Source organism: Mesorhizobium sp. WSM4840, from assembly GCF_055811755.1.
In genome coordinates this window covers 49,608-70,987 of the sequence record NZ_JBVVQD010000030.1, presented here as the reverse complement: position 1 = coordinate 70,987, position 21,380 = coordinate 49,608, and the positions used below count along the sequence as shown (strand labels likewise).

Annotated in this window: 18 protein-coding genes, 1 pseudogene and 1 riboswitch; of the genes and pseudogenes, 10 read left to right on the top strand and 9 right to left on the bottom strand. The window is 62.6% G+C overall.

Annotated features, from left to right (window positions below):
* Nucleotides 1-204 precede the first annotated feature (204 nt).
* A complete protein-coding gene (gene folE, locus AC0L3I_RS29480; RefSeq protein WP_023801043.1) occupies nucleotides 205-840 on the bottom strand; it encodes a GTP cyclohydrolase I FolE in 636 nt (211 codons plus the stop codon).
* A gap of 240 nt (nucleotides 841-1,080) precedes the next feature.
* Between folE and AC0L3I_RS29475 the strand changes: the two genes are divergently transcribed.
* The 5 genes and pseudogenes from AC0L3I_RS29475 to AC0L3I_RS29455 all read left to right on the top strand — a co-directional run bounded on the left by AC0L3I_RS29475 (nucleotide 1,081) and on the right by AC0L3I_RS29455 (nucleotide 6,059).
* Complete coding sequence (locus AC0L3I_RS29475; protein ID WP_473487235.1) at nucleotides 1,081-1,527, top strand: iron-sulfur cluster assembly scaffold protein; 447 nt, start codon at nucleotides 1,081-1,083, stop codon at nucleotides 1,525-1,527.
* 7 nt (nucleotides 1,528-1,534) lie between these two features.
* Complete coding sequence (yidD, locus tag AC0L3I_RS29470; RefSeq protein WP_473487236.1) at nucleotides 1,535-1,897, top strand: membrane protein insertion efficiency factor YidD; 363 nt, start codon at nucleotides 1,535-1,537, stop codon at nucleotides 1,895-1,897.
* A 135-nt stretch (nucleotides 1,898-2,032) separates the two neighbouring features.
* A pseudogene (blaOXA, locus tag AC0L3I_RS29465) lies at nucleotides 2,033-2,857 on the top strand (class D beta-lactamase).
* A 167-nt stretch (nucleotides 2,858-3,024) separates the two neighbouring features.
* Nucleotides 3,025-5,001 (top strand): threonine--tRNA ligase, encoded by a 1,977-nt coding sequence (thrS, locus tag AC0L3I_RS29460; RefSeq protein WP_473487237.1) that lies wholly within the window; start codon nucleotides 3,025-3,027, stop codon nucleotides 4,999-5,001.
* 119 nt (nucleotides 5,002-5,120) lie between these two features.
* On the top strand, nucleotides 5,121-6,059 hold the full coding sequence (locus tag AC0L3I_RS29455) for a lysophospholipid acyltransferase family protein (RefSeq protein WP_473529219.1): 939 nt from the start codon (nucleotides 5,121-5,123) through the stop codon (nucleotides 6,057-6,059).
* 52 nt (nucleotides 6,060-6,111) lie between these two features.
* Here the strand turns inward: AC0L3I_RS29455 and AC0L3I_RS29450 are convergent, their stop codons facing one another.
* Entirely contained in the window at nucleotides 6,112-7,077 is a 966-nt protein-coding gene (locus AC0L3I_RS29450) for a hypothetical protein (protein WP_473487239.1), read from the bottom strand.
* 155 nt (nucleotides 7,078-7,232) lie between these two features.
* Here AC0L3I_RS29450 and AC0L3I_RS29445 point away from each other — a divergent pair, with 155 nt between their 5' ends.
* Together AC0L3I_RS29445 and AC0L3I_RS29440 are read left to right on the top strand one after the other, a co-directional pair.
* Nucleotides 7,233-7,817: a nitroreductase family protein gene (locus AC0L3I_RS29445; RefSeq protein WP_292185691.1), complete on the top strand. Its 585-nt coding sequence runs from the start codon at nucleotides 7,233-7,235 to the stop codon at nucleotides 7,815-7,817.
* On the top strand, nucleotides 7,818-8,426 hold the full coding sequence (locus AC0L3I_RS29440) for a flavin reductase family protein (RefSeq protein ID WP_473529218.1): 609 nt from the start codon (nucleotides 7,818-7,820) through the stop codon (nucleotides 8,424-8,426). It abuts the gene before it with no gap.
* A gap of 12 nt (nucleotides 8,427-8,438) precedes the next feature.
* Here the strand turns inward: AC0L3I_RS29440 and AC0L3I_RS29435 are convergent, their stop codons facing one another.
* Together AC0L3I_RS29435 and AC0L3I_RS29430 are read right to left on the bottom strand one after the other, a co-directional pair.
* Nucleotides 8,439-9,320 (bottom strand): HpcH/HpaI aldolase/citrate lyase family protein, encoded by an 882-nt coding sequence (locus tag AC0L3I_RS29435; RefSeq protein ID WP_473529217.1) that lies wholly within the window; start codon nucleotides 9,318-9,320, stop codon nucleotides 8,439-8,441.
* Between the two features lie 3 nt (nucleotides 9,321-9,323).
* On the bottom strand, nucleotides 9,324-9,800 hold the full coding sequence (locus AC0L3I_RS29430; protein WP_473487241.1) for a MaoC family dehydratase: 477 nt from the start codon (nucleotides 9,798-9,800) through the stop codon (nucleotides 9,324-9,326).
* Between the two features lie 224 nt (nucleotides 9,801-10,024).
* Here AC0L3I_RS29430 and AC0L3I_RS29425 point away from each other — a divergent pair, with 224 nt between their 5' ends.
* On the top strand, nucleotides 10,025-11,146 hold the full coding sequence (locus AC0L3I_RS29425; RefSeq protein WP_473529216.1) for a DUF2336 domain-containing protein: 1,122 nt from the start codon (nucleotides 10,025-10,027) through the stop codon (nucleotides 11,144-11,146).
* 163 nt (nucleotides 11,147-11,309) lie between these two features.
* Here the strand turns inward: AC0L3I_RS29425 and parE are convergent, their stop codons facing one another.
* Nucleotides 11,310-13,361, bottom strand: a complete 2,052-nt coding sequence (gene parE, locus AC0L3I_RS29420; protein WP_473529215.1) for a DNA topoisomerase IV subunit B — start codon at nucleotides 13,359-13,361, stop codon at nucleotides 11,310-11,312.
* Between the two features lie 260 nt (nucleotides 13,362-13,621).
* On the opposite strand from parE, the gene AC0L3I_RS29415 reads away from it, so the two are divergent.
* Complete coding sequence (locus AC0L3I_RS29415) at nucleotides 13,622-14,788, top strand: GGDEF domain-containing protein (RefSeq protein ID WP_473529214.1); 1,167 nt, start codon at nucleotides 13,622-13,624, stop codon at nucleotides 14,786-14,788.
* 71 nt (nucleotides 14,789-14,859) lie between these two features.
* Here AC0L3I_RS29415 and gcvP read toward each other — a convergent pair whose 3' ends face one another.
* Genes gcvP through gcvT form a run of 3 tightly spaced genes read right to left on the bottom strand, consistent with a single transcriptional unit; the run spans nucleotide 14,860 to nucleotide 19,165 of the window.
* Nucleotides 14,860-17,670 (bottom strand): aminomethyl-transferring glycine dehydrogenase, encoded by a 2,811-nt coding sequence (gcvP, locus tag AC0L3I_RS29410; protein WP_473529213.1) that lies wholly within the window; start codon nucleotides 17,668-17,670, stop codon nucleotides 14,860-14,862.
* A 17-nt stretch (nucleotides 17,671-17,687) separates the two neighbouring features.
* Complete coding sequence (gene gcvH, locus AC0L3I_RS29405) at nucleotides 17,688-18,056, bottom strand: glycine cleavage system protein GcvH (RefSeq protein WP_123150707.1); 369 nt, start codon at nucleotides 18,054-18,056, stop codon at nucleotides 17,688-17,690.
* An 8-nt stretch (nucleotides 18,057-18,064) separates the two neighbouring features.
* Nucleotides 18,065-19,165: a glycine cleavage system aminomethyltransferase GcvT gene (gene gcvT, locus AC0L3I_RS29400; protein ID WP_473529212.1), complete on the bottom strand. Its 1,101-nt coding sequence runs from the start codon at nucleotides 19,163-19,165 to the stop codon at nucleotides 18,065-18,067.
* 148 nt (nucleotides 19,166-19,313) lie between these two features.
* Nucleotides 19,314-19,400, bottom strand: a riboswitch (glycine riboswitch).
* 164 nt (nucleotides 19,401-19,564) lie between these two features.
* Here gcvT and AC0L3I_RS29395 point away from each other — a divergent pair.
* Nucleotides 19,565-20,545, top strand: a complete 981-nt coding sequence (locus AC0L3I_RS29395) for a hypothetical protein (RefSeq protein WP_473529211.1) — start codon at nucleotides 19,565-19,567, stop codon at nucleotides 20,543-20,545.
* A gap of 45 nt (nucleotides 20,546-20,590) precedes the next feature.
* Here the strand turns inward: AC0L3I_RS29395 and AC0L3I_RS29390 are convergent, their stop codons facing one another.
* Nucleotides 20,591-21,379, bottom strand: coding sequence for a molybdopterin-binding protein (locus AC0L3I_RS29390; RefSeq protein WP_473487250.1), 789 nt, complete (start codon nucleotides 21,377-21,379; stop codon nucleotides 20,591-20,593).
* Between the last annotated feature and the right edge of the window lies 1 nt (nucleotide 21,380).

Here is a 21,380-nt window from a genome sequence, read left to right as displayed (position 1 = left end):
AACCCGTTTTTTTTATACCTCCCTTTTTTTTTTTTTTTTTTTTTTTTAAAACCCCCCCCCCCCCCCCCGGGCTTTTTTTCCGGCCCCCCCAATACCCTTTTTTTTGCTTTGGGCCCGAGGCCCTGTCTTGTTGTTTGGCCATGATCCTATCCGAGAACCGGTTCCCACTTCTCGGGGGCATGGCTAGCGACCGGCGACGGTCGTTCAGCCCCTGCCGCCGCGCACCATGGTAACAAAACGGACTTGTTCCTCGGGCGTGTCCTTGAACACGCCGGTGAAGGTCGAGGTCAGCGTCGTCGAGCCTTCCTTGCGGATGCCGCGCATGGCCATGCACATATGCTCGGCTTCGAGCATGACGGCGACGCCGCGCGGATTGAGCACGTCCTGGATGACGCCGGCGATCTGTGCGGTCATGGCTTCCTGGGTCTGCAGGCGCTGGGCGAAGATATCGACGACGCGCGCGATCTTGGACAGGCCGACAACCTTGCCATCCGGCAGATAGCCGACATGCGCCTTCCCGATGATCGGCACCATGTGGTGCTCGCAGTGCGAATGGAATGTTATATCCTTGACGAGGACAAGGTCGTCATAGCCGGCGACTTCCTCGAAAGTGCGGCCGAGTTCCTCGGCCGGGCACTTGTCGTAGCCGCCGAACATTTCGCGATAGGCCTTCACCACACGCTTTGGCGTATCGACCAGGCCCTCCCGGTCCGGATTGTCGCCGGTCCAGCGTAACAGCGTGCGAACCGCGGCCTCGGCTTCGGCTTCGGTCGGCCGATCGGTGACCGGCTTTTCCATATAGGCGGAAGGGGGCATGAATTTCTTGATGACGGCATCCATAAAGGCGTCTCCCGTAGTTCCCCTCTCAGGAGGAACGAGTTGAACGGACCACGACCTTTCGGGTGTTAGAAACGTGCCCTGTTTCCAGCCCGTAAGCGGCGTGAAGTGATTTGAGCAAAGACGAGGTTGTTGGTTGCCTTGTCCATACCCGAGTACCAGCATTATATATGATCGTGCCGAGCGAAAGGAAGACCGTCAGCGGCAATCGCTGTTCGCTTGGCGGCGACGGATTGGAAAAATATGATCGACGACGTCTACAATGCGAAAATTCTGGGATTTGCCGGGAATATCGCGCGGATCGGCCGGCTCGACCATCCTGATGCAACCGCGCGCGCGCATTCCAAGCTGTGCGGCTCGACCGTGACCGTCGATCTGAAGATGGATGACGGCGTCGTCACCGATTTCGCCCATGACGTCAAAGCCTGCGCGCTTGGCCAGGCGTCGTCCTCGATCATGGCGCAACATGTCGTCGGCGCCAGCGCGGATGAATTGCGCAGCGTTCGCGAGACGATGCTGAAGATGCTGAAGGAAAACGGCGCGCCGCCGGGTGGCCGCTTCGCCGACCTCAGGTATCTCGAACCGGTGCGCGACTATAAGGCGCGCCATGCCTCGACCATGCTGACCTTCGATGCGGTGGTCGACGCGATCGGCCAGATCGAGAAGAAGCGCGCCGAACAGGCGGCGTAGCCGTCAAATGGCGACGGATCACACGCATCAGAGGCCGCGATACACACGCAACTGGCCCGGCCCGTGGCGCAAGACGCCCGGCCGAATCCTCGGCACGTCGCTCGTGCGTTTTTATCAGCTGACGCTGTCCGGCTTTGTCGGCAATTCCTGCCGGCATCTGCCGACCTGCTCCGAATACGCGCACGAAGCGATCGCCCGCCATGGATTATGGGCGGGCGGCTGGATGGGGTTTTTCCGGGTGCTGCGCTGCGGGCCGGGCGGAACGCATGGCATTGACCGCGTGCCGGAGGTGCTGACCGAGCGCTATGTCTGGTTCACGCCCTGGCGGTATTGGCGGATTGGAAAAAAGCGCAGTGACCCTGAAAGCTGATGCGGAAAGGAGAGCTCTGCATCGGGCAGATCTTTACGATTTGCTAGGGTTAACCGCACGTTGCGCATTTAAGACAAAATCGAGACATGACGCCTCGCTAAGCCGCTCCTGACATGCTCAGGAGAGATTGCCCCAATGCGCCAGATCGACCGCCGCCCATTCGTTTTCGCCTTGGTTATCTACCTTCTGGCCTGGCTGTTTGGTTTTCCGATCCGCGCTCAATCCGCGCCACTGAAGGACGTCGAATGCACGCTGATCCTGGATGCTGCGAGCGGCGAAACGCTGCATCGGCAAGGGATTTGTGACCAGCGCTTCAGTCCCGCCTCGACGTTCAAGGTCCCATTGGCCCTGATCGGCTATGACGCGGGAATCCTGGGCGACGCGCACACGCCGGCGTGGGACTACAAGCCCGAGTTCAAGGCGGTTAAGCGGGACCAGAAAACCGTCGATCCGACGATCTGGGAAAAGGACTCGGTGCTGTGGTTTTCGGGGGAAATCACCCGCCGCCTCGGCAGCGAACGGTTTGCCGGCTACGTCTCGAAATTCGACTACAGCAACACCGATGTTTGCGGCACTTCCGGCAAGAATGATGGCCTCACCCGGTCCTGAGTGAATTCTTCCCTTGAGATATCGCCGGTTGAACAGGTCGATTTCTTGCGCCGCTTGCTCGCCCGCAAACTGCCGGTTTCGGATAAGGCCTATGCGATGACCGAGGCGATCTTGCCGACCTTCCAGGCAGGTGGCTGGACCGTGCAGGGCAAGACCGGGACCACCAGGCTTGGCGACAGCGCCGACAAGCGCTGGCTTGGCTGGTTTGTCGGCTGGGCCAACAAGGATACGCGCAATATCGTCTTTGCCCGCCTGGTAATCGATACGAAACGTTCCGACACGCCCAAGGGTCCTCAGACGCGGGCGATATTCCTGAAAGACCTGCCGAATCTCATCAACAAGAGCAAGTGATCGGCCATTCGCCTTTACGGCACGGGAATCTGCCCATAAAAGACTGCCGCCGGACGCACATCCGGCGTTTACCTTGTGCATGTCGTAGCCCCAAAACCGCTGCACACTCTTGGGCGACGTGCAATTCACCACCCGCGCTCGTTTGCGGGATTGGATAGGAGAATTTTATGCTGAATTCCGTTTCCCTGACATTTCCCGATGGCTCCGTCCGCGACTACGACGCGGCGATGACCGGCGCCGGCCTGGCAGAATCGATCTCCAAGTCGCTGGCCAAGAAGGCGGTCGCCTACTCGATCGATGGCGTGGTGCGCGATCTTTCCGATCCGCTCGGCAAGTCCGGCAAGGTCGAGATCATCACCCGCGAAGACCCGCGCGCGCTGGAGCTCATCCGCCACGACGCAGCACACGTGCTGGCCGAAGCCGTGCAGGAATTGTGGCCGGGTACACAGGTGACCATCGGCCCGGTGATCGAGAACGGGTTCTACTATGATTTTGCCCGCAACGAGCCGTTCACGCCCGACGATTTCCCGGTGATCGAGAAAAAGATGCGCGAGATCATCGCGCGCAACAAGCCGTTCACCAAAGAGGTGTGGTCGCGCGAGAAGGCGAAAAAAATCTTTGCCGAGAAGGGCGAGCGCTACAAGCTGGAACTGATCGAAGCCATCCCCGAAAATCAGGACCTCAAGATCTACGCGCAGGGCGATTGGTTCGACCTCTGCCGCGGCCCGCATATGGTCTCGACCGGGCAGATCGGAAGCGCCTTCAAGCTGATGAAGGTGGCCGGCGCCTATTGGCGCGGCGACAGCAACAACCCGATGCTGACCCGCATCTACGGCACGGCCTGGGCTGACCAGGCGCAGCTCGATGCCTACCAGATGATGCTGGAGGAAGCCGAAAAGCGCGATCACCGGAAGCTCGGCCGCGAGATGGACCTGTTCCATTTCCAAGAGGAGGGGCCGGGCGTCGTCTTTTGGCATGCCAAGGGCTGGAGAATGTTCCAGAACCTGGTCAACTACATGCGCCGCCGCCTCGACGAGCAGGGTTATCAGGAAGTCAACGCGCCGCAAGTGCTCGACAAGAGCCTGTGGGAGACGTCAGGCCACTGGGGCTGGTACCGGGACAATATGTTCAAGGTGACGGTTGCCGGCGACGACACCGACGACGACCGGATGTTTGCGCTGAAGCCGATGAACTGCCCCGGCCACGTCCAGATCTTCAAGCACGGGCTGAAGTCCTACCGCGATCTGCCGGTAAAACTTGCGGAATTCGGCAATGTGCATCGCTATGAGCCGTCCGGCGCGCTGCATGGGTTGATGCGCGTGCGCGGCTTTACCCAGGACGATGCTCACATCTTCTGCACCGAGGAACAGCTCGCCGACGAGTGCATCAAGATCAACGACCTGATCCTGTCGACCTATGCCGACTTCGGCTTCGACGAAATCACCGTCAAGCTGGCGACCCGCCCCGAAAAACGGGTCGGCACCGACGCGATGTGGGATCATGCCGAGGGCGTGCTGCAGGACGTGCTCGACAAGATCGCGGCGCGGTCGGGCAACCGGATCAAGACGGGCGTCAATCCGGGCGAGGGCACGTTCTACGGGCCGAAGTTCGAATATGTGCTGAAGGACGCCATCGGCCGCGACTGGCAATGCGGCACCACGCAGGTCGACTTCAACCTGCCGGAACGGTTCGGCGCCTTCTACATCGGTTCCGATTCGGAAAAGAAGCAGCCGGTGATGGTGCATCGCGCCATCTGCGGGTCGATGGAGCGCTTCCTCGGTATCCTGATCGAGAATTATTCCGGCCATTTCCCGCTGTGGTTCGCACCGCTGCAAGTGGTGGTTGCAACGATCACCTCCGATGCCGACGATTACTCGCAAAAGGTCGTCGCGCAACTGAAGGCAGCCGGACTGTTGGCGGAGACCGATCTTCGCAACGAGAAGATCAACTACAAGGTCCGCGAGCACTCGCTGGCCAAGGTTCCGGTCATCCTCGTCTGCGGCAAGCGCGAGGCGGAGGAAGAGACGGTCAACATCCGCCGGCTCGGCTCGCGCGACCAGGAGTCGCTTGGTCTTGGCAAGGCGGTGGCAATGCTGGCCGAAGAGGCGGTAACGCCCGACCGCAGGCGCAAACGAGCGGCCTGAGTTCAGCCGGATTTGTCGACGGAATGGCGGTGGAGCGATCCACCGCCATTTTCACATGCCGCTATTTCACATGCCTGCCATTTCACATGCTTGTCACGCCAGCCTTGTAACGAGCCCTCATGCTCAAGCTGAAGTTGCGCGAAAGACCGTTTCCCGAGCTTTCCTATGCCAGCCCGCATCAGCCGGCATTGACGCGCTGGTTCATCCACTCCATCGAAGGCCTGTCCGGTCGCGACCGCTTCGCGGCCCTCTATGACTTTTGGCGGCGCCATGTGGTGCCGACCGGCGAGCGCGTGTTCAGCCGCATGCTGGAGCTGATCGATGTCGAGGTGCGGACCACCGGCCAATGGCCGCCGGGAAAATTGCCTGACACGCCGCTGGTGATCGTCGCCAACCATCCGTTTGGGATCGGCGACGGCATTGCGGTGCTCTCGCTGGCCGAGCAGCTTCAGCGCCCGTTCCGTGTGATGATCCACAAGGATCTGCTCAAGATCCGCGAGATGGAGCCCTATTCGGTGCCGATCGACTTTTCCGAGACCAAGGACGCGCTCAGGAACAACATGGCGGTGCGCCATGAGGCGGTGCGGCTGCTGAAAGAGGGCGTCATCATCGTCATCTTCCCCGCGGGCGGCGTCGCCACCGCGCCGAAAGGTTTTGGCCGGGCGCGTGATCTGCCGTGGAAGATGTTTCCGGCCCGTCTCGTCCAGGATGCCAAGGCATCGGTTGTCCCAATGCACTTTTCCGGCCAGAACGGCCGGCTGTTCCACCTGGTCAGCGGACCGATGAACATGGCCGAGCGCGACGGGCGTGTGGCGAAGTTAGTCGGTAGGGCTTCGCTGACGCTGCGCATTTCCCTACTCATCCACGAATTCGCGCGGCTGTCGGGCAAATCGATCGACGTGCGCATCGGCGACGTGTTGGGATGGGACGAACTGGAGCCGCTGCGCGACCGCAAGGCTTTGCTCGACCGCCTCCATCGTGGCGTTTTCGATCTGGCGCCGGCCGAGGCGCGCGGCCGCGGCCAATTCCTGCCGCGACGCATACGCAAGGCGGCCTGATCGACAAATCATAGGCTGCTGGACCCGAATCTACAGGGCAGTGTCCGGACGGTTAGTCCGCGCCTTCCTCAGGATCCATCGCCGAAGCCTCCGTGGCCAAAACCTCGATTTCCTTGTTCTGCCCGGCCACGACGGTAAAATCCTTCTGGTAGATCCGGTCGCGGTTCTTGGCGATGATGGTGTAGTCGCCCTCGGCAAGCACCATCGAAGCAAAGGCGCCGACGGTTTCCTTGATGGGATCACCGGATTCGTTGAGCAACGACCAGGAGGTGTCGGCAATCGCCTCTCCACCCGACTCGCGTACCAGCTTCATGGTCATCTCCGCCGCACGGTGCTCGACGGCCGCTTCGGTCAGCTTGCCGGCCTCGACGCGGATGTCGGAGCGGATGACCGCATTCACCGAGCCATAGGTCGAGACGACGTGATAGACGCCCGCGTTCAGCCGCACGACGCTGTTCGGCTCGACGTCGGGTATGATCAGGGCGCGATCGTGATTGGCTTCGGCTTGGCCTTCATAGATCGAAAAGCGCAATTTCTTCGGCGGTATGCGCACCCCGCCCGACAGCACGGCGTCGAGCTTGAGTCCGCCGGCATCGAGCACCAGGCTTTCGCGCTTGGCGTCCTTGCCGACGGTGATGCGCTTGGTGGCGCCGGCCCGGCCGTAAGAGGCATGGACCAGATAGCTGCCGGGCTCGAGCTGGAACACCGCGCTGCCGCCATGGGCGGAAGCGACCATCGGCAGCTTGCCGTCGCCGATGGGGTCAGGCTTGAAGACGCGCCAGACGATGCCGCGTGTGATGTCGGCGCCCTTGTCAGTCAATTGCGCCGACAGCGTGATCGCCCCGCTGCTCCCCGATGCCAGCGGTGCATCGCTTTTCGGAGGCGCATAGCTCGAAATTCCGGGAAGTTTCAGGTCTCCGAGGCCGTCCGCATCCTGAGCGACGGCAAGCGACACCGGCACCATCAACAGCGCGGCAGCGAGCCAGATCAGCAAAAGTCGCAATGTCCCCTCAAACATGCCTTGCGTTGAAGCCCAAGGCGGTGGCAATTTCAAGGCTTAAGAGTCCGATCAGCTTCTGCTAGAGGCTCTTTGTCGGCGCGCCGCGCCGCTGCCGCGAGCCGCCCGATGCCCGATGGTGCGCTTCAGCTTAAATTCCAAGGAGACTTGCGCCCATGGCGTCGCCGATCATCGATTTTCTGCTGACCCGAAATTCCGCGCCGATCCCGGAGTTGAAGGAACCAGCACCTAGCGACGCTGACATCGCGACGATGATTGCCGCCGCCTCGCGGGTGCCGGACCACGGCCGGCTCGAGCCCTGGCGCTTCATCCTCTACCGGGGCGAGGCACGCGTCGAGATCGGCAAGAAGTTGGCAAGCCTTGCCGAACAACGCGAAGGGCCGTTGCCAGAGGGCCGCTACAACCAGGAACTGGCGCGCTTTTCGCGCGCGCCGCTGGTGATCGGCGTGGTGTCGAGCCCGAAGGAAAACCCAAAAATCCCACAATGGGAGATGTTCCTGTCCGGCGGCATGGCGGCGATGAACCTGATGATATCAGCCAATGCGCTGGGCTATGGCACCAACATGATCAGCAACTGGTATTCCGATGTGCCGGAGGGCAGGGCGATCCTGGGGCTGGCGCCGCATGAGCGGGTCGTCGGATTCGTCCATATCGGCTCCTATCAGGGGCCGGCGCCGGAGCGGCCGCGGCCTGATCCGGCAAAGCTCTATGCCGACTATGCGGGGCCGTGGGTGGGCTGAATGTTCTACGAGCCGTCTAGAGGTCACGGGCTGCCGCATGACCCGTCCAAGGCGATCGTGGCGCCACGGCCGATCGGCTGGATCTCGACGGTGAACAAGGCCGGCGAGGTCAACCTCGCCCCCTATTCCTTCTTCAATGCGTTTTCGACGCGGCCCTTCATCGTGTGGTTTTCGTCCGAAGGCGAGAAGGACAGCGCCACCTTCGCCGAAGAAACAGGCGAGTTCGTCGCCAATCTCGTCAGCCGCGATCTTGCTGAAAAAATGGTCCGCACGGCGGTCGATGCGCCGCGCGGCGTCACCGAATTCGACTATGCCGATCTCACCATGGCGCCGTCGCGCCTTGTTGCGCCGCCCCGCGTGGCGGCAGCGCCCGCGGCGCTTGAATGCCGGGTGACAGAGATCCTGCGGCCAAAGGCGCTGGACGGGACGCTGACCGGCGCTGTCGTCGTTGCCGGCGAAGTCGTCGGCGTGCATATCGACGATGCATTTCTGAAAGACGGCATGTTCGATATCGTCAAGGCGGGCAATGTCGGCCGTCTCGGCTATATGGACTATGCCAGCGTCAGCGAGATATTTTCAATGAGCCGGCCTCGCTGGAGAAAAGATTAGGCTGGGAAAATTTTAGGCCGAAATCCCTGCCGCTCTGGCTCGCGCCAGAAGTCGCTCTGCCAGCTTGAGATGCGGCCGGTCGTACATCTTGCCATCGATGCCGACGACGCCGGGATTTCCAGCCGCCTCGAATGCCTCGACGATCACCAGGGAGTGTTTCACCGCCTCGGCCGACGGCGTGAAGGCGGCGTTGATGGCCGGCACTTGGGCCGGATGGATCGCCATCTTGCCGGTGAAGCCGTCGCGCTCTGCCTCGGCGCATTCCGCCTCGAAGCCGGCCATGTTGCGAAAGTGCGGAAAAACCGTGTCGATCGCCGCGACTTCCGCGGCAGCCGCGGCGAGGATGGTCATGGTGCGGGCGAAGCGGAACACATCGGTGTAGCGGCCATTCTCGTCGCGGGCCGTGCGCGCACCGATTGCTGCCGATAGATCTTCCGCACCCCAGGTCACGCCGACAAGCCGCGCACTTGCGTTGGCGTAGGTCGCAGCCGCCAGCACGCCGGCAGCTGTTTCGGTGATGATCGGCAGGATTTTTATCGCACCATCCGGCAGCCCGCTTTCGGCCTCGTGCACCCTGAGCTTGGCCGAGAGATGCTGGACATCCTGGCCGCTGTTCGACTTCGGCAGCATGATGCCGTGGGGTTTCACTGGCACGAGTGCCGCCAGGTCGTCATCGGTCAGGCCGGTCGAGAGATCGTTGATGCGGACATAGATTGCGGATCTGGTTTGATGCCTGTGTTCGGTGATGAACCGTGCGGCGATGTCGCGTGGCAAAGCCTTGTTTTGTGGCGCAACCGAATCCTCGAGATCGACGATGACCACGTCGGCGCCCGCGCCAAACGCCTTTTCCAGCTTCTTTTCGGAATCGCCGGGAACGAACAGCAGCGAGCGCATCGGTCAGGCCGCCTTCTTCATCATCATCGCCTGCCTCGTGCATTTGGCGACGAGCACGTCGTTCTGGTTGTAGGCGCGGTGCTCGAACTCGACGATGCCGCGGTCCGGCTTCGACCTGGAGTCGCGCACCGACACCACCGTCGTCTCGACGCGGATCGTGTCGCCGTGGAAGACCGGATGCGGAAACACCGTCTCCTTCATGCCGAGATTGGCGATGGTGGTGCCGACGGTGATGTCGTTCACCGAAATGCCGATCATCAGGCCCAGCGTGAACAGCGAATTGACCAGCGGCTTGCCCCATTCGCTTTTGGCGGCGAAGTCGAAATCGATGTGCAGCGGTTGCGGGTTCAGCGTCATTACCGAAAACAGCATGTTGTCGCTTTCAGTGACGGTTTTCCGCAGCGTGTGCCGGAAGACATGGCCGACGACGAACTCTTCCAGATAAAGCCCGGCCATGATCGATGTCCTCCGCTGCCGCATCGGCCCGAAATCGGAATCGATTTTTCGGAAAGCACGATGCGAAGATTCAAAGTGTTAGAGCGTACTTTCCGAAAGGGACCATGTCGCCCTAAGGAAAGGTTGATAGGCGCTGCATACCGCGCTCGCAAGCCAGTTAACAAACATGGTGAACCGTTCGTAAACCATTTCTGCCTACGGTCGTCACGGGGCGGGAACGGACTCGGGTTAGGGGCGCAGCGGACGGCATGGTTGTTTCGCATTTCCTGAAATGGATCTACACGGCGAGGGTTTCGGAGCGCGCCGCTGCGGCAGGCGCTCTGGCTCGCGCCTACATCAATGCCGATCTGCCTTTCGAGGATCGCTGCGCGGCGGAGGCCGCGCTGACGCTGCTGCTCGACGATGCCTCGTCGAAAGTGCGGCTGGCGATTGCAGAAGCGCTGTCGATGAGCCATCACGCGCCGCTGCAGATCATCAGCGCGCTGGCGTCCGATCAACCGGAAGTTGCAAGCCTGGTGCTGGCACGTTCGCCGATGCTCACCGATGCCGATCTGATCGACCGCGTTGCCGGCGGCCAGAAGGCGACGCAGAAACTGATCGCCGATCGTGCGCGCGTCTCCATGGCGGTCGCAGCGGCGATCGCCGAAATCGGCGAGCCGGAAGCCTGCGCCACGCTTCTCGCCAACAGCGGCGCCGACATCGCTTCGCTCAGCTTCCGCCGTATCGCCGAACGCCATGGCCATCTGCCTTCGGTGCGCGAAGCGCTGATTTCCGATGCGCGCCTGCCCGCCGATTGCCGGCATATGCTGCTGATAAAACTTGGTGAAACGCTCAAAGGTTCGCCGCTGGTGGTGGCGCTGATGGGCCGTTCCAGAACCGAGCGCGTCATGCACGACGCCTGCGTCAAAGCTTCCATGACGCTGATCGAAGGCACGCGCCAGGAAGAACATGCGGCGCTCATCGAGCATCTGCGCCTGCGCGGCGACCTGACCGCAAGCTTCATCATTCGCACCATCGCGCATGGCAAGGTCGACTTCTTCGGCTCGGCGCTGGTCGCGCTCAGCCAGCAATCCGAGCAACGGGTGAGAGCGCTGCTGGCCGGCGGGCACGACGTGGCGCTGCAGGCGCTGTTCCGCAGCGCCGGCCTTGCCGCGGTCACGCACGCGATCATTCTGCGTGCGCTAAAGATCTGGCGCGAGGTGGCCAATGGCAAGCGCCTCGCCGGCGTCCAGGAAGTCAGCTGGCTGATGCTGAAGGAATTGGGTGGGCAGTCCGCCGAAGGCGATCTCGCCGGGCTGGTCAAATCGATCCATCTCGATGCGCTGCGCGAAAACGCGCGCGGCCATGCGCTGGCAATCGCGGCGGCTTAGACCTTCGCGAAAAATCCGGGAAATCCTCGATCGCGGCGATAATCCGCAGAGAGGCTGCGATCTGCGACATGTCGGCCGCCTCGCTTCGCTCGGTGATGCCAGCCACATACTGCCTTGCAACAGTGACGGCCGCCCGTTTGCGGTTCGCCGAGCAGAAGACGTTTCAGATGTCCAGCACTTCCGTCTCGGCGAATTCCGCGCGTTCCTGGATGAAGCGGAAGCGGGCTTCCGGCTTGGTGCCCATCAGCGCGTCGACCGCATCCTTGGTCGCCGCCTCGGCGTCGATCACATCGACCCTAAGCAGCGTGCGCTTTCTCGGGTCCATGGTGGTTTCCTTAAGCTGGGCGGCCATCATTTCGCCCAGCCCCTTGAAGCGGCCGATTTCGACCTTGCCGCGCCCGGTGAACTCGGTGCGCAGCAGTTCGTCCTTGTGCGCATCGTCGCGGGCATAGGCGACCTTGCCGCCTTGCCGGATTGAGTAGAGCGGCGGCACCGCCAGATAGAGATGGCCGCCGCGGACCAGGCTCGGCATCTCCTGATAGAAGAAGGTGATCAGCAACGAAGCGATATGGGCGCCGTCGACGTCGGCGTCGGTCATGATGATGACCCGGTCGTAGCGCAGATCCTGATCGCGGTACTTCGACCGTGTGCCACAGCCAAGCGCCTGGATCAGGTCGGAAATCTGCTGGTTACCGGCAAGCTTGTCGTTGCCGGCGCTGGCGACGTTGAGGATTTTGCCGCGCAGCGGCAGCACTGCCTGGCTGGCGCGGTCGCGCGCCTGTTTTGCCGAGCCGCCGGCCGAATCGCCCTCGACGATAAAGAGCTCTGCGCCGGCCGCGGCATTCTGCGTGCAGTCGGCGAGCTTGCCGGGCAGGCGCAGCTTGCGCACCGCGCTCTTGCGCGACACTTCCTTTTCCTGGCGGCGGCGCACCCGTTCGTCGGCACGTGCGATCACCCATTCGAGCAGTTTTGAGGCTTCCTGCGGATTGTCGGCCAGCCAGTGATCGAAGGGGTCGCGGATGGCAGTCTCGACGATCCTGATCGCCTCGATCGTCGCCAGCCTGTCCTTGGTCTGGCCGACGAATTCCGGCTCGCGGATGAACACCGACAGCATGCCCGCCGCCGAGATCATGACGTCTTCCGACGTGACGATCGAAGCGCGCTTGTTGCCGACCAGATCGGCATAGGCGCGCAAGCCGCGCGTCAAAACGTTGCGGAAGCCGGCCTCGTGCGTGCCGCCTTCGCCGGTCGGGATGGTGTTGCAGTAGGAATTGAGGAACCCGTCGCCGCCGAACCAGGTCACCGCCCATTCGAGCGAACCGTGACCGCCTTGCCTGTCGCTTTTGCCGGCAAAAATTTCGCGGGTGACCTGGAATTCGTCGCCGAGCGAGGCTTTCAGATAATCCTTGAGGCCACCGGGAAAATGGAACTCGGCCTTGGCCGGCGTCTTGTCCTTCTCCTTGATCAGCGACGGATCGCAGGTCCAGCGGATCTCGACGCCGCCGAACAGATAGGCCTTCGAGCGCGTCATGCGGTAGAGCCGCGCCGGCTCGAATGCCGCACCCTTGCCGAAGATCTGCTCGTCGGGATGGAAGCGGATCTTGGTGCCGCGCCGGTTGTGTACTTCGCCGAGCTGCTCCAGGCCGGTCACCGGAACGCCGCGCGAAAAACGCTGGCGATAGAGCTGGCGGCCACGCGCGACTTCGACCTCGAGATGGTCCGACAGCGCGTTGACGACGGAGACGCCGACGCCGTGCAGGCCGCCCGAGGTCTCGTAGACCTTGCTGTCGAACTTGCCGCCGGAATGCAGCGTCGTCATGATGACTTCGAGCGCCGGCTTCTTGAATTTCGGATGCGGATCGACCGGAATGCCGCGGCCATTATCGGTGACCGCCAGATATCCGTCGGCAGAAAGCTCGACATCGATGAAGGTTGCGTGGCCGGCGACCGCCTCGTCCATCGAATTGTCGATGACCTCGGCGAACAGATGGTGCATCGCCTTGTCGTCGGTGCCGCCGATATACATGCCGGGTCGCCGCCGCACCGGCTCCAGCCCTTCCAGAACCTCGATGTCGGCGGCACTGTAGCTCTCGCTGCCGTCGCGGGATGCCGGGCGCTTCGCCGCCTGCACCAGCGGATCGGCCGGGCGCGCGGTTGCGCGAACCGGTGGCGGCTGCTTGTCCAAACTGCCGAAAAGATCGTTACTGTCGTCCATGCTGGTCCTGGATTCCGATGCTGCGAATCACCACCCGATACTGCCACGCTTTTTGCGGGCAGGCGACGGAGGTTCCTGTTACGTTCGAGGATAGAGCCTCTTACTGCAAAACCATTCGACAACCAAGCGGCGGAAATGGGCATCGACGCTTTGTAAACCTTGTCCGAAGGTTACGTCGAAAGGTTGGCCGAAAAACGGTATCTGCGCACTGCCGCTGGCCTACAATGCAACGGAACTCCTGAAGAGGCTGCTGCTTACGCATGTTGGATTACAGTTCGCTCCTGCTCGCGGCGGCGCTGTCGGGCACGTGCATCAGCATCACCATGTTTGCGATCTGGTTCACCGCGCCACAGGCACGCTCTATGCTGACGGTGGCGTGCGGCATTCTTGTGCTCGTCGTGCATGTGGTCTTGTTCTGGCATTATGCCAGGCATCCCAGCCCGTGGCTTTGCCAGATTGTGCTTGCGCTTCTCAGCCTGGGCTTCCTGACCCTCTGCCTGTCGGCCATGCAGTATCTCGGCGTGCGCGACTACAGGCGCGCCATCTTGCCGACCGTGGCTGCGATGGCGGTTTGCGCAGGCGCGACGTCGCTGGGCCTTGATGGCGTCGGCTTCATCGTAACCTACGCGACGGTAACGGCGCTGCTCTCGCTTATCGGGGTGATGTTCTGGATCAAAGGAGGTCATGATCGCCGGATATTGCTGGTCGTATCGTTCCTGAGCGGCGTCTGTGCGCTGTCCTTCGTGCTTTGCGGCGCGGTCCTGCTGGTCGAGGGCCAATGGGTGCTCGGCGTTGCACCCGACAACTGGGCCGAACGGTTGAATTCCGTCGTGGCGGTCGCCTGCATGACCGGGCTCGGCGCACTGACGCTCTCCCTGCACCACTTGCAGGCGCAGATCGAATTGAAGGCCGAGACCATGACCGACCCATTGACCGGGCTGATGAACCGGCGGGCGTTGACGGCATTCTACGGTGAGCGGGTTTTCGGCCCGTTCATGTCCGTTGCCATGTTCGACCTCGATCATTTCAAAAATACGAACGACGTATTCGGTCATCCGGTCGGCGATCAGGTCCTGCGCCGCTTCGCCGCTGTCATCAGGAAATATGCCAGGACCGGAGTCGACGCCTTCCGGCTGGGCGGCGAGGAATTCGTCCTCGTCATGTCGCGGATGACTGAAGAGAAGGCTTACGACATTGCAAGCAAGATCAGCGTCGCCTTCGGCACGGAAGTCGTGGCCACCCAGCTTGGTCCGTTGCGCAGCACAGTCAGTGGCGGCATCGGCTTTGGCGGGACGGATGGGGCCAGTCTCGACCATGTGCTGGCCGAAGCCGACGCCGCACTCTATGCGGCAAAGCGCGCCGGGCGAAATCGCGTCGTCGCCCAGAAGACGAGCAAGGCCGACGCGCCGGCCTTGCGTTCTGCCTGATTGAGGCTTCTATCTTCTTGTTAGACCATGATCTTGTCCGAAAACCGGATTCCACTTTTCGGGATCATGGTCTACTCCGCCGCACCCAGATATTCCGACAGCGGCGGGCAGGAGCAGACGAGGTTGCGATCGCCGGCGACATTGTCGATGCGCGACACCGGCGGCCAGTATTTGGCTGATGTGTCGACATCACCGGCTGGGTAGGCCGCCTCCAGGCGCGAATAGGGATGGGTCCACTGGCCGGCCAGTGCCTCGGCCGCTGTATGCGGCGCATTGACCAGCGGATTGTCGGCCAAGGGCCATTCGCCTTTCGCCACCTTGGCTGCCTCGCCCGATATCGCGATCATCGCTTCGCAGAAGCGATCCACCTCGCTCTTGGGCTCGGACTCGGTCGGCTCGACCATCAGCGTACCGGCCACCGGAAACGACATAGTCGGCGCATGGAAACCATAGTCGATCAGCCGCTTGGCGACGTCGTCGACGCTGATGCCGGAGCTCTCCTTCAGCACGCGGGTGTCGAGGATGCACTCATGGGCGATGCGATCGTGCCTGCCCTTGTAGAGGAGCGGGAAGTGCGGTGCGAGCCGCGTCGCCACATAGTTGGCGGAAACGATCGCCGTCTCGGTCGCCTGCTTCAGACCGGAGGCGCCCATCATGCGGATGTACATCCAGGTGATCGGCAGGATCGAAGCGCTGCCGAAGGGTGCGGCCGCCACGGCATGCGCCGAGCCCTCGGTGACATGACCTGGCAGATAGGGCTTCAGGTGGGCCTTGACGCCGATCGGGCCGACGCCCGGACCGCCGCCGCCATGCGGGATGCAGAACGTCTTGTGCAGGTTCATGTGGCAGACATCGGCGCCGATGTCGCCCGGCCGGGCGAGGCCGACCAGCGCGTTGAGATTGGCGCCGTCGAAATAGACCTGGCCGCCATGCTCATGGATAAGGGCGCAGAGGTCGCGCGCGCCTTCCTCGAAGACGCCATGCGTCGAGGGATAGGTGAACATCAGCGCCGCGAGGTTTTGCGCATGCTCGGCCGCCTTGGCACTCATATCGTCCATGTCGATATTGCCATCCTCGGTGCAGCGAACGACGACAACGCTCATGCCGGCCATCGCCGCACTCGCCGGATTGGTGCCATGCGCGGATGACGGAATCAGGCAGACCGTGCGGTGGCCTTCGCCGCGTGAGCGGTGATAGCCGCGAATGGCGAGCAGCCCGGCATACTCGCCCTGGCTGCCGGCATTGGGCTGCAGGGTTACCGCGTCGAAACCGGTTATCTCCGCCAGCCAGCCTTCCAGCTCGTCGATCATCGCGCGGTAGCCGGCCGAATGGCTTGCCGGGGCAAAAGGGTGCAGGTTGGCGATATCAGGCCAGCTTACCGGCATCATCTCGGCGGCGGCGTTGAGCTTCATGGTGCAGGAGCCGAGCGGGATCATGGCGCGGTCAAGCGCCAGGTCCTTGTCGGCCAGCCGACGCAGGAACCGCATCATTTCGGTTTCCGAACGGTTGTCGTGGAAGACGGGCTGCGTGAGAAACTCCTTGCCGCGCGGCTGTCCGGGCATGCTGCTGCCGGCAGCGGCGCCCGCCTTGGCGCCGAACAGCGCCGCGATCGCGTCCAGATCGGCATCGGTCGAGGTCTCATCGAAGCTGATGCCGATGTGGTCGGCGTCGATGACGCGCAGTAATCGGCCGGTCTTTTCAGCAGCGGCGGCGATTGCGCCGGCTTTGCCTTTCACTCCCACCGTCACGGTGTCAAAGCGGCTTGCGCCAAGCACCGAAACGCCTGCTGCCTTGAGACCGGCAGCCAGCCGGTTAGCCAATTCATGGGTTCGGCCGGCAATCGCCTGGAGCCCGGCGGGGCCGTGCCAGATCGCATAGGCCGTCGCCATGTTGGCGAGCAGCGCCTGCGCGGTGCAGATGTTGGATGTCGCCTTGTCGCGGCGGATATGCTGTTCGCGCGTCTGGAGCGCAAGGCGATAGCCGGGGCGGCCCTTGCTGTCGGTCGATTGACCGACAAGGCGGCCGGGCATCAGCCGCGTCAGCCTGTCGGATACGGCGCAATAGGCGGCGTGCGGCCCGCCAAAGCCCATCGGCACGCCGAACCGCTGCATCGGGCCGACGGCGATGTCGGCGCCAAGCCTTGCCGGCGCGTCGGTCAGCGTCAGCCCGAGCGGATCGGCAATGAAGACGACCAGCGCGCCGATGGCACGGGCCTTCTCGATTGCCGCCTTGTGGTCGCCATAGACCCCAAACGTGTCGGGCCAGGAGACCAGCAGAGCGGCGGTATTGTCGTCGATGGTTTCGCCGTCGACCTCGATGCCGAGCGGTTCGGCGCGGGTGCGCACGACGTCGAGCGTCTGCGGATGCGGCGTGCCGGCCAGCGCCACTTTGGTCCGCTTGTCGCGATGATGGCGTAACGCAATGCCGACCGCCTCGGCCACCGCCGTCGCTTCATCGAGCAGCGAGGCAGACGCCACCGGCAGCCCGGTCAGCTCAGTGACCAGCGTCTGGAAATTGAACAGCATTTCGAGCCGGCCTTGGCTGATCTCGGCCTGGTAGGGCGTGTAAGCCGTATACCAGGCCGGATTCTCGAACAGGTTGCGCTGGATGACCGGCGGCACATGGACGCCGTGGTAGCCGGCGCCGATGAAGCTCTTCAGAACTGTATTTTTCGCCATTGTCGCTGAAAGCTCGGCCAGCGCCTCCGCTTCGCTCGCCGGGGCCGGCAAGGCCAGCGGCCGGTCGAGCCGGATCGATTTCGGCACAGCCTGGCTGATCAGCGTCTCAACCGAGGGAACACCAATCGTCGCCAGCATGGCTCTGACGTCATTGAGGCCGGGGCCGATATGGCGGGCCGAGAAGGAGTAGGGTGCTGCAGTCATCTTTCCTGGTCCTTCTATCAACCAATATGGGCTTTGTAGGCGGCCTCATCCAGGAGACCTTCGAGTTGGCTTTCATCGGCCAGCTTCATCTTCCACAGCCAGCCGTCGCTGGTTGCCGCCGAATTGACCAAAGACGGGTCCGACGAGAGCGAGGTGTTGGCCTCGGTGACCTCGCCGTCGACCGGTGCATAGACGTCCGATGCCGCCTTGACGGATTCGACCACCACGGCCGTATCGCCCTTGACCAGTTTTTTCCCAAGCTCCGGCAATTCGACGAAGACGAGATCGCCGAGCTGCTCCTGTGCGTAGTCGGTGATGCCGACGGTGGCGACACCGCCTTCGACGCGGAGCCATTCGTGATCTTCGGTGAAATAGGTTTTTGCCATGAGAAGGTTCATCCTTTGCGGTAGCGATGCGGCGTGAAGGGCAGGGGATTGATATCGACCGGGATTTTCGTCCCGCGAACGTCGGCGAAGAGTTTTGTGCCAGGTTTGGCCAGCGCTGTCAGGACGTAGCCCATGGCGACCGGATGGGTGGCCGAGGGGCCGAAGCCGCCGGAGGTGACGTGGCCGGCGGGATCGCCGTCGGCGTCGAAAAGGGCAGCGCCGGTGCGCACCGGCTGGCGGCCTTCCGGCTTCAGGCCGACGCGTTTCTGCGCCGGGCCGCGCTCCAGGATTGCACGCAATGCGTCGGCGCCGATGAAAGCGCCAGAGGCGCGAACCTCCTTTGGGATCGCCCACATCAGCCCGGCGCTGGCCGGGTCGATCTCAGGCGTGATGTCCAGTCCGTGCAGGCACAGCCCTGCTTCGAGCCGCAGGCTGTCGCGGGCGGCCAGCCCAACCCACATCACGCGCTCGTCCACGAGCAGTTTGGCGACGAGATTTCGCGCGTCCGCTTCCGGCAGGCCGATCTCGAAACCGTCTTCACCGGTATAGCCCGACCGGCTCATGAACCAGTTCTCGCGGGGCTCAAAGCCGTGCATGAACAGCAGCGATCCGGTTTCGATGCCGCCGCGGGATAGGGCGGCCCAGGCTTCAGGCCCCTGGATCGCCAGGAAGACGCGGTCGAGTGCGTCCACCTTTGCGTCAAAATCCATGGCAAGGGCGCGCAGGTGCTTTTCGTCGGCTTCGGCATTGCCGGCATTGGCGACGACCATGAAGCGTGCCTGGCCGAGCCGGGTGACGATCAGATCGTCGAGGATGCCGGCGGCTTCATTGAGAAGGAACGTGTATTTGGACTGGGAAATCTCAAGCGCGCCGGCGTCTAACGGGCAGGCTCGGTTCAGAAGTGCGACGGTGCCCGAGCCACTGATCTCGAACAGCTTCATGTGCGAGATGTCGAACAGCCCTGCATGTTCGCGGGCATGAAGGTGCTCCTTCATCACGCCGGCCGGATAGGTCAGCGGCATCGACCAGCCGGCGAACGCGCCAAAGCGCGCACCGGCGGCCACGTGCAGGTCTTCGAGGGGAAGGTGTTTGGTGTCGTCGCCCGTCATGTCATCTCCAGAGTCGCACGCAATCGGCCGCGAATGGCGACCAGTCCGTGCCCCTCTGTCTGAAGCCTGAGAGACTCGCGCCCCGTAACTCTGTCGGCAGCGCTTACACCTTCGGCGCGGGGGCAAGCCCCGACTTTCCAGAGTGTCTTTCCCGTCTACGGTTCTTTTGCCTGAGAGATTTCGGGCGATTTCCCCTTCGGCGGCAGCTCTCGCTGCTCTCTCCCGCAAACAGGTAGGACTCAATTTGAGCCCTCGACTCTTCATCCATAGCCTGTGGGCGACACCTTGTCACCTGCCAGCGACACCTTACCGACAAGTCTTCGCTAACCACGCGGTTTGCCGGTTTCTCAAGACACTGCCGGTATATGGGTCCAAACGACGTTTGGACGGGGAACGAAAATGGGCGGATTGATCATGACCTCGAAGGACCGCATCACGGCCGAGGATGTCGTCATGCTGCGTCGCGAAGTGTTCGGCGATGGTGTGGTGACGCGCGGCGAGGCCGAGGCGCTGTTTGCGCTCGACGCAACGGCCAAGCACAAATGCGCGGAATGGCCGGACTTTTTCATCGAAGCCGTCACCGAGTTCATCGTTCATCAGGAAAAGCCGGCGGGCTATATCTCGCAGGAAAATGCCGACTGGCTGGTCCGAGCGATTTCGCGCGACGGCATGGTCGACAGCTGGACCGAACTCGAATTGCTGGTGCATGTGCTGGAAAGGGCGAAATCCTCGCCGAACGGGCTTTGCGCCTATGCGCTGGAGCAGGTCGCCCATGCCGTCATCGACGGCAAGGGGCCACTGATGCACGGCGGCAAGCTGGTTCCTGGCCTGATCGCCAAAGCCGAGGTTGAGCTTCTGCGCCGCATTCTCTACGCCCATGGCGGCGACGGCAACATTGCGATCACTCGCGCCGAGGCCGAGATGCTATTCAAGATCAACGAGCGGACCGCGGCGGTCCACAATGACCCATCCTGGAACGATCTCTTCGTCAAGGCGATCGCCAATTTCGTCATGTGCTCGGCCGGCTACGAAGCGCCGGTACGCGACGTGGCGCTGCGCCGGGATTCTTTCCTGGATCAGGCCGATCCGGAGATCGGCGGCTTCTTCGGCCGCATGGTATCGGGCGGTCTCGCCGGCATCATGGAAGCCTATAGCGCGCCGGGTGATATCGAATCCGAATGGGAATCGAAGAACAAGGCAGCCGAGGCGCTGGCCCGCCGCGCCGAAACCATCGACGCCAGCGAGGCGAAGTGGCTGGCCGAGCGCATTGGCAGCGACCGGCCGCTGCATGAGAACGAGCGCGCGCTGCTGACACTCATCAAACATGCCTCGCCGGAAATCCATCCGGTGCTCAAGCCGCTGATCGACAAGGTCGCTTGAGCAAAAAGCGCTAAAACACTGATCGGAAATGGCGGAGCTATGGCCTCAGATGCCGCCGTACCAGTCGTAGCCATTGTCCTCCCAGTAGCCGCCCTTGCCGCCGCCGATAGCGGCGAAACTGTCGACCAGCTCGATCTTGCGGAGATATTTCGGCATTTTGTAGCCGATCTGGCGCTCGACGCGGACACGCAGCGGCGCGCCGTTCTCGACCGGCAGCGGCTTGCCGTTCAAGCCATAGGCAAGGATCGTCTGCGGGTGACGGGCATCGATCAGGTCGATCGACCCGTAATATTTGATGTCGCCGGACAGGCTGCGGTCGATCGTGTCGAGGCAATGGAACATCACGTAGCGCGCCTGCGGCTTGACCACCGCCTGATCCAGCACCAGCGACAACGGCGTGCCGGTCCATTTGGCGATGCAACTCCAGCCTTCGACGCAGTCGTGGCGGGTGATCTGGGTGCGGCTTGGCATGTTCATCAGCTGCTCGCGGGTCAGCGACAGCGGCTTTTCGACAAGGCCGGAAACCTCGAGCCGCCAGTCGGCGAAATTGTTGGCGAGCAGACCCTTGTAGACATCGTCGTCCGGCGCGGTGACGCCGTTCGGCCGCTGCGGCTGGCGAATGTCGGCTTCGGTGAATTCCGGCGCCAGCGAATCGCCGGCGAGCAGACGTTGCGCGCGCCACGTCAGTCCGTTGGCGGCTTCGAGGAAGCTGCGCAGGCCGTCGCCGACGCGAAGCTGGCTGTCGAAGGCATCGCAACCCGACAGCATGATACCGGAGACGCCGAGGCTGGCCGAGGTCAGGAATTTCCTGCGGCTGATCACAAACTTCGCCATC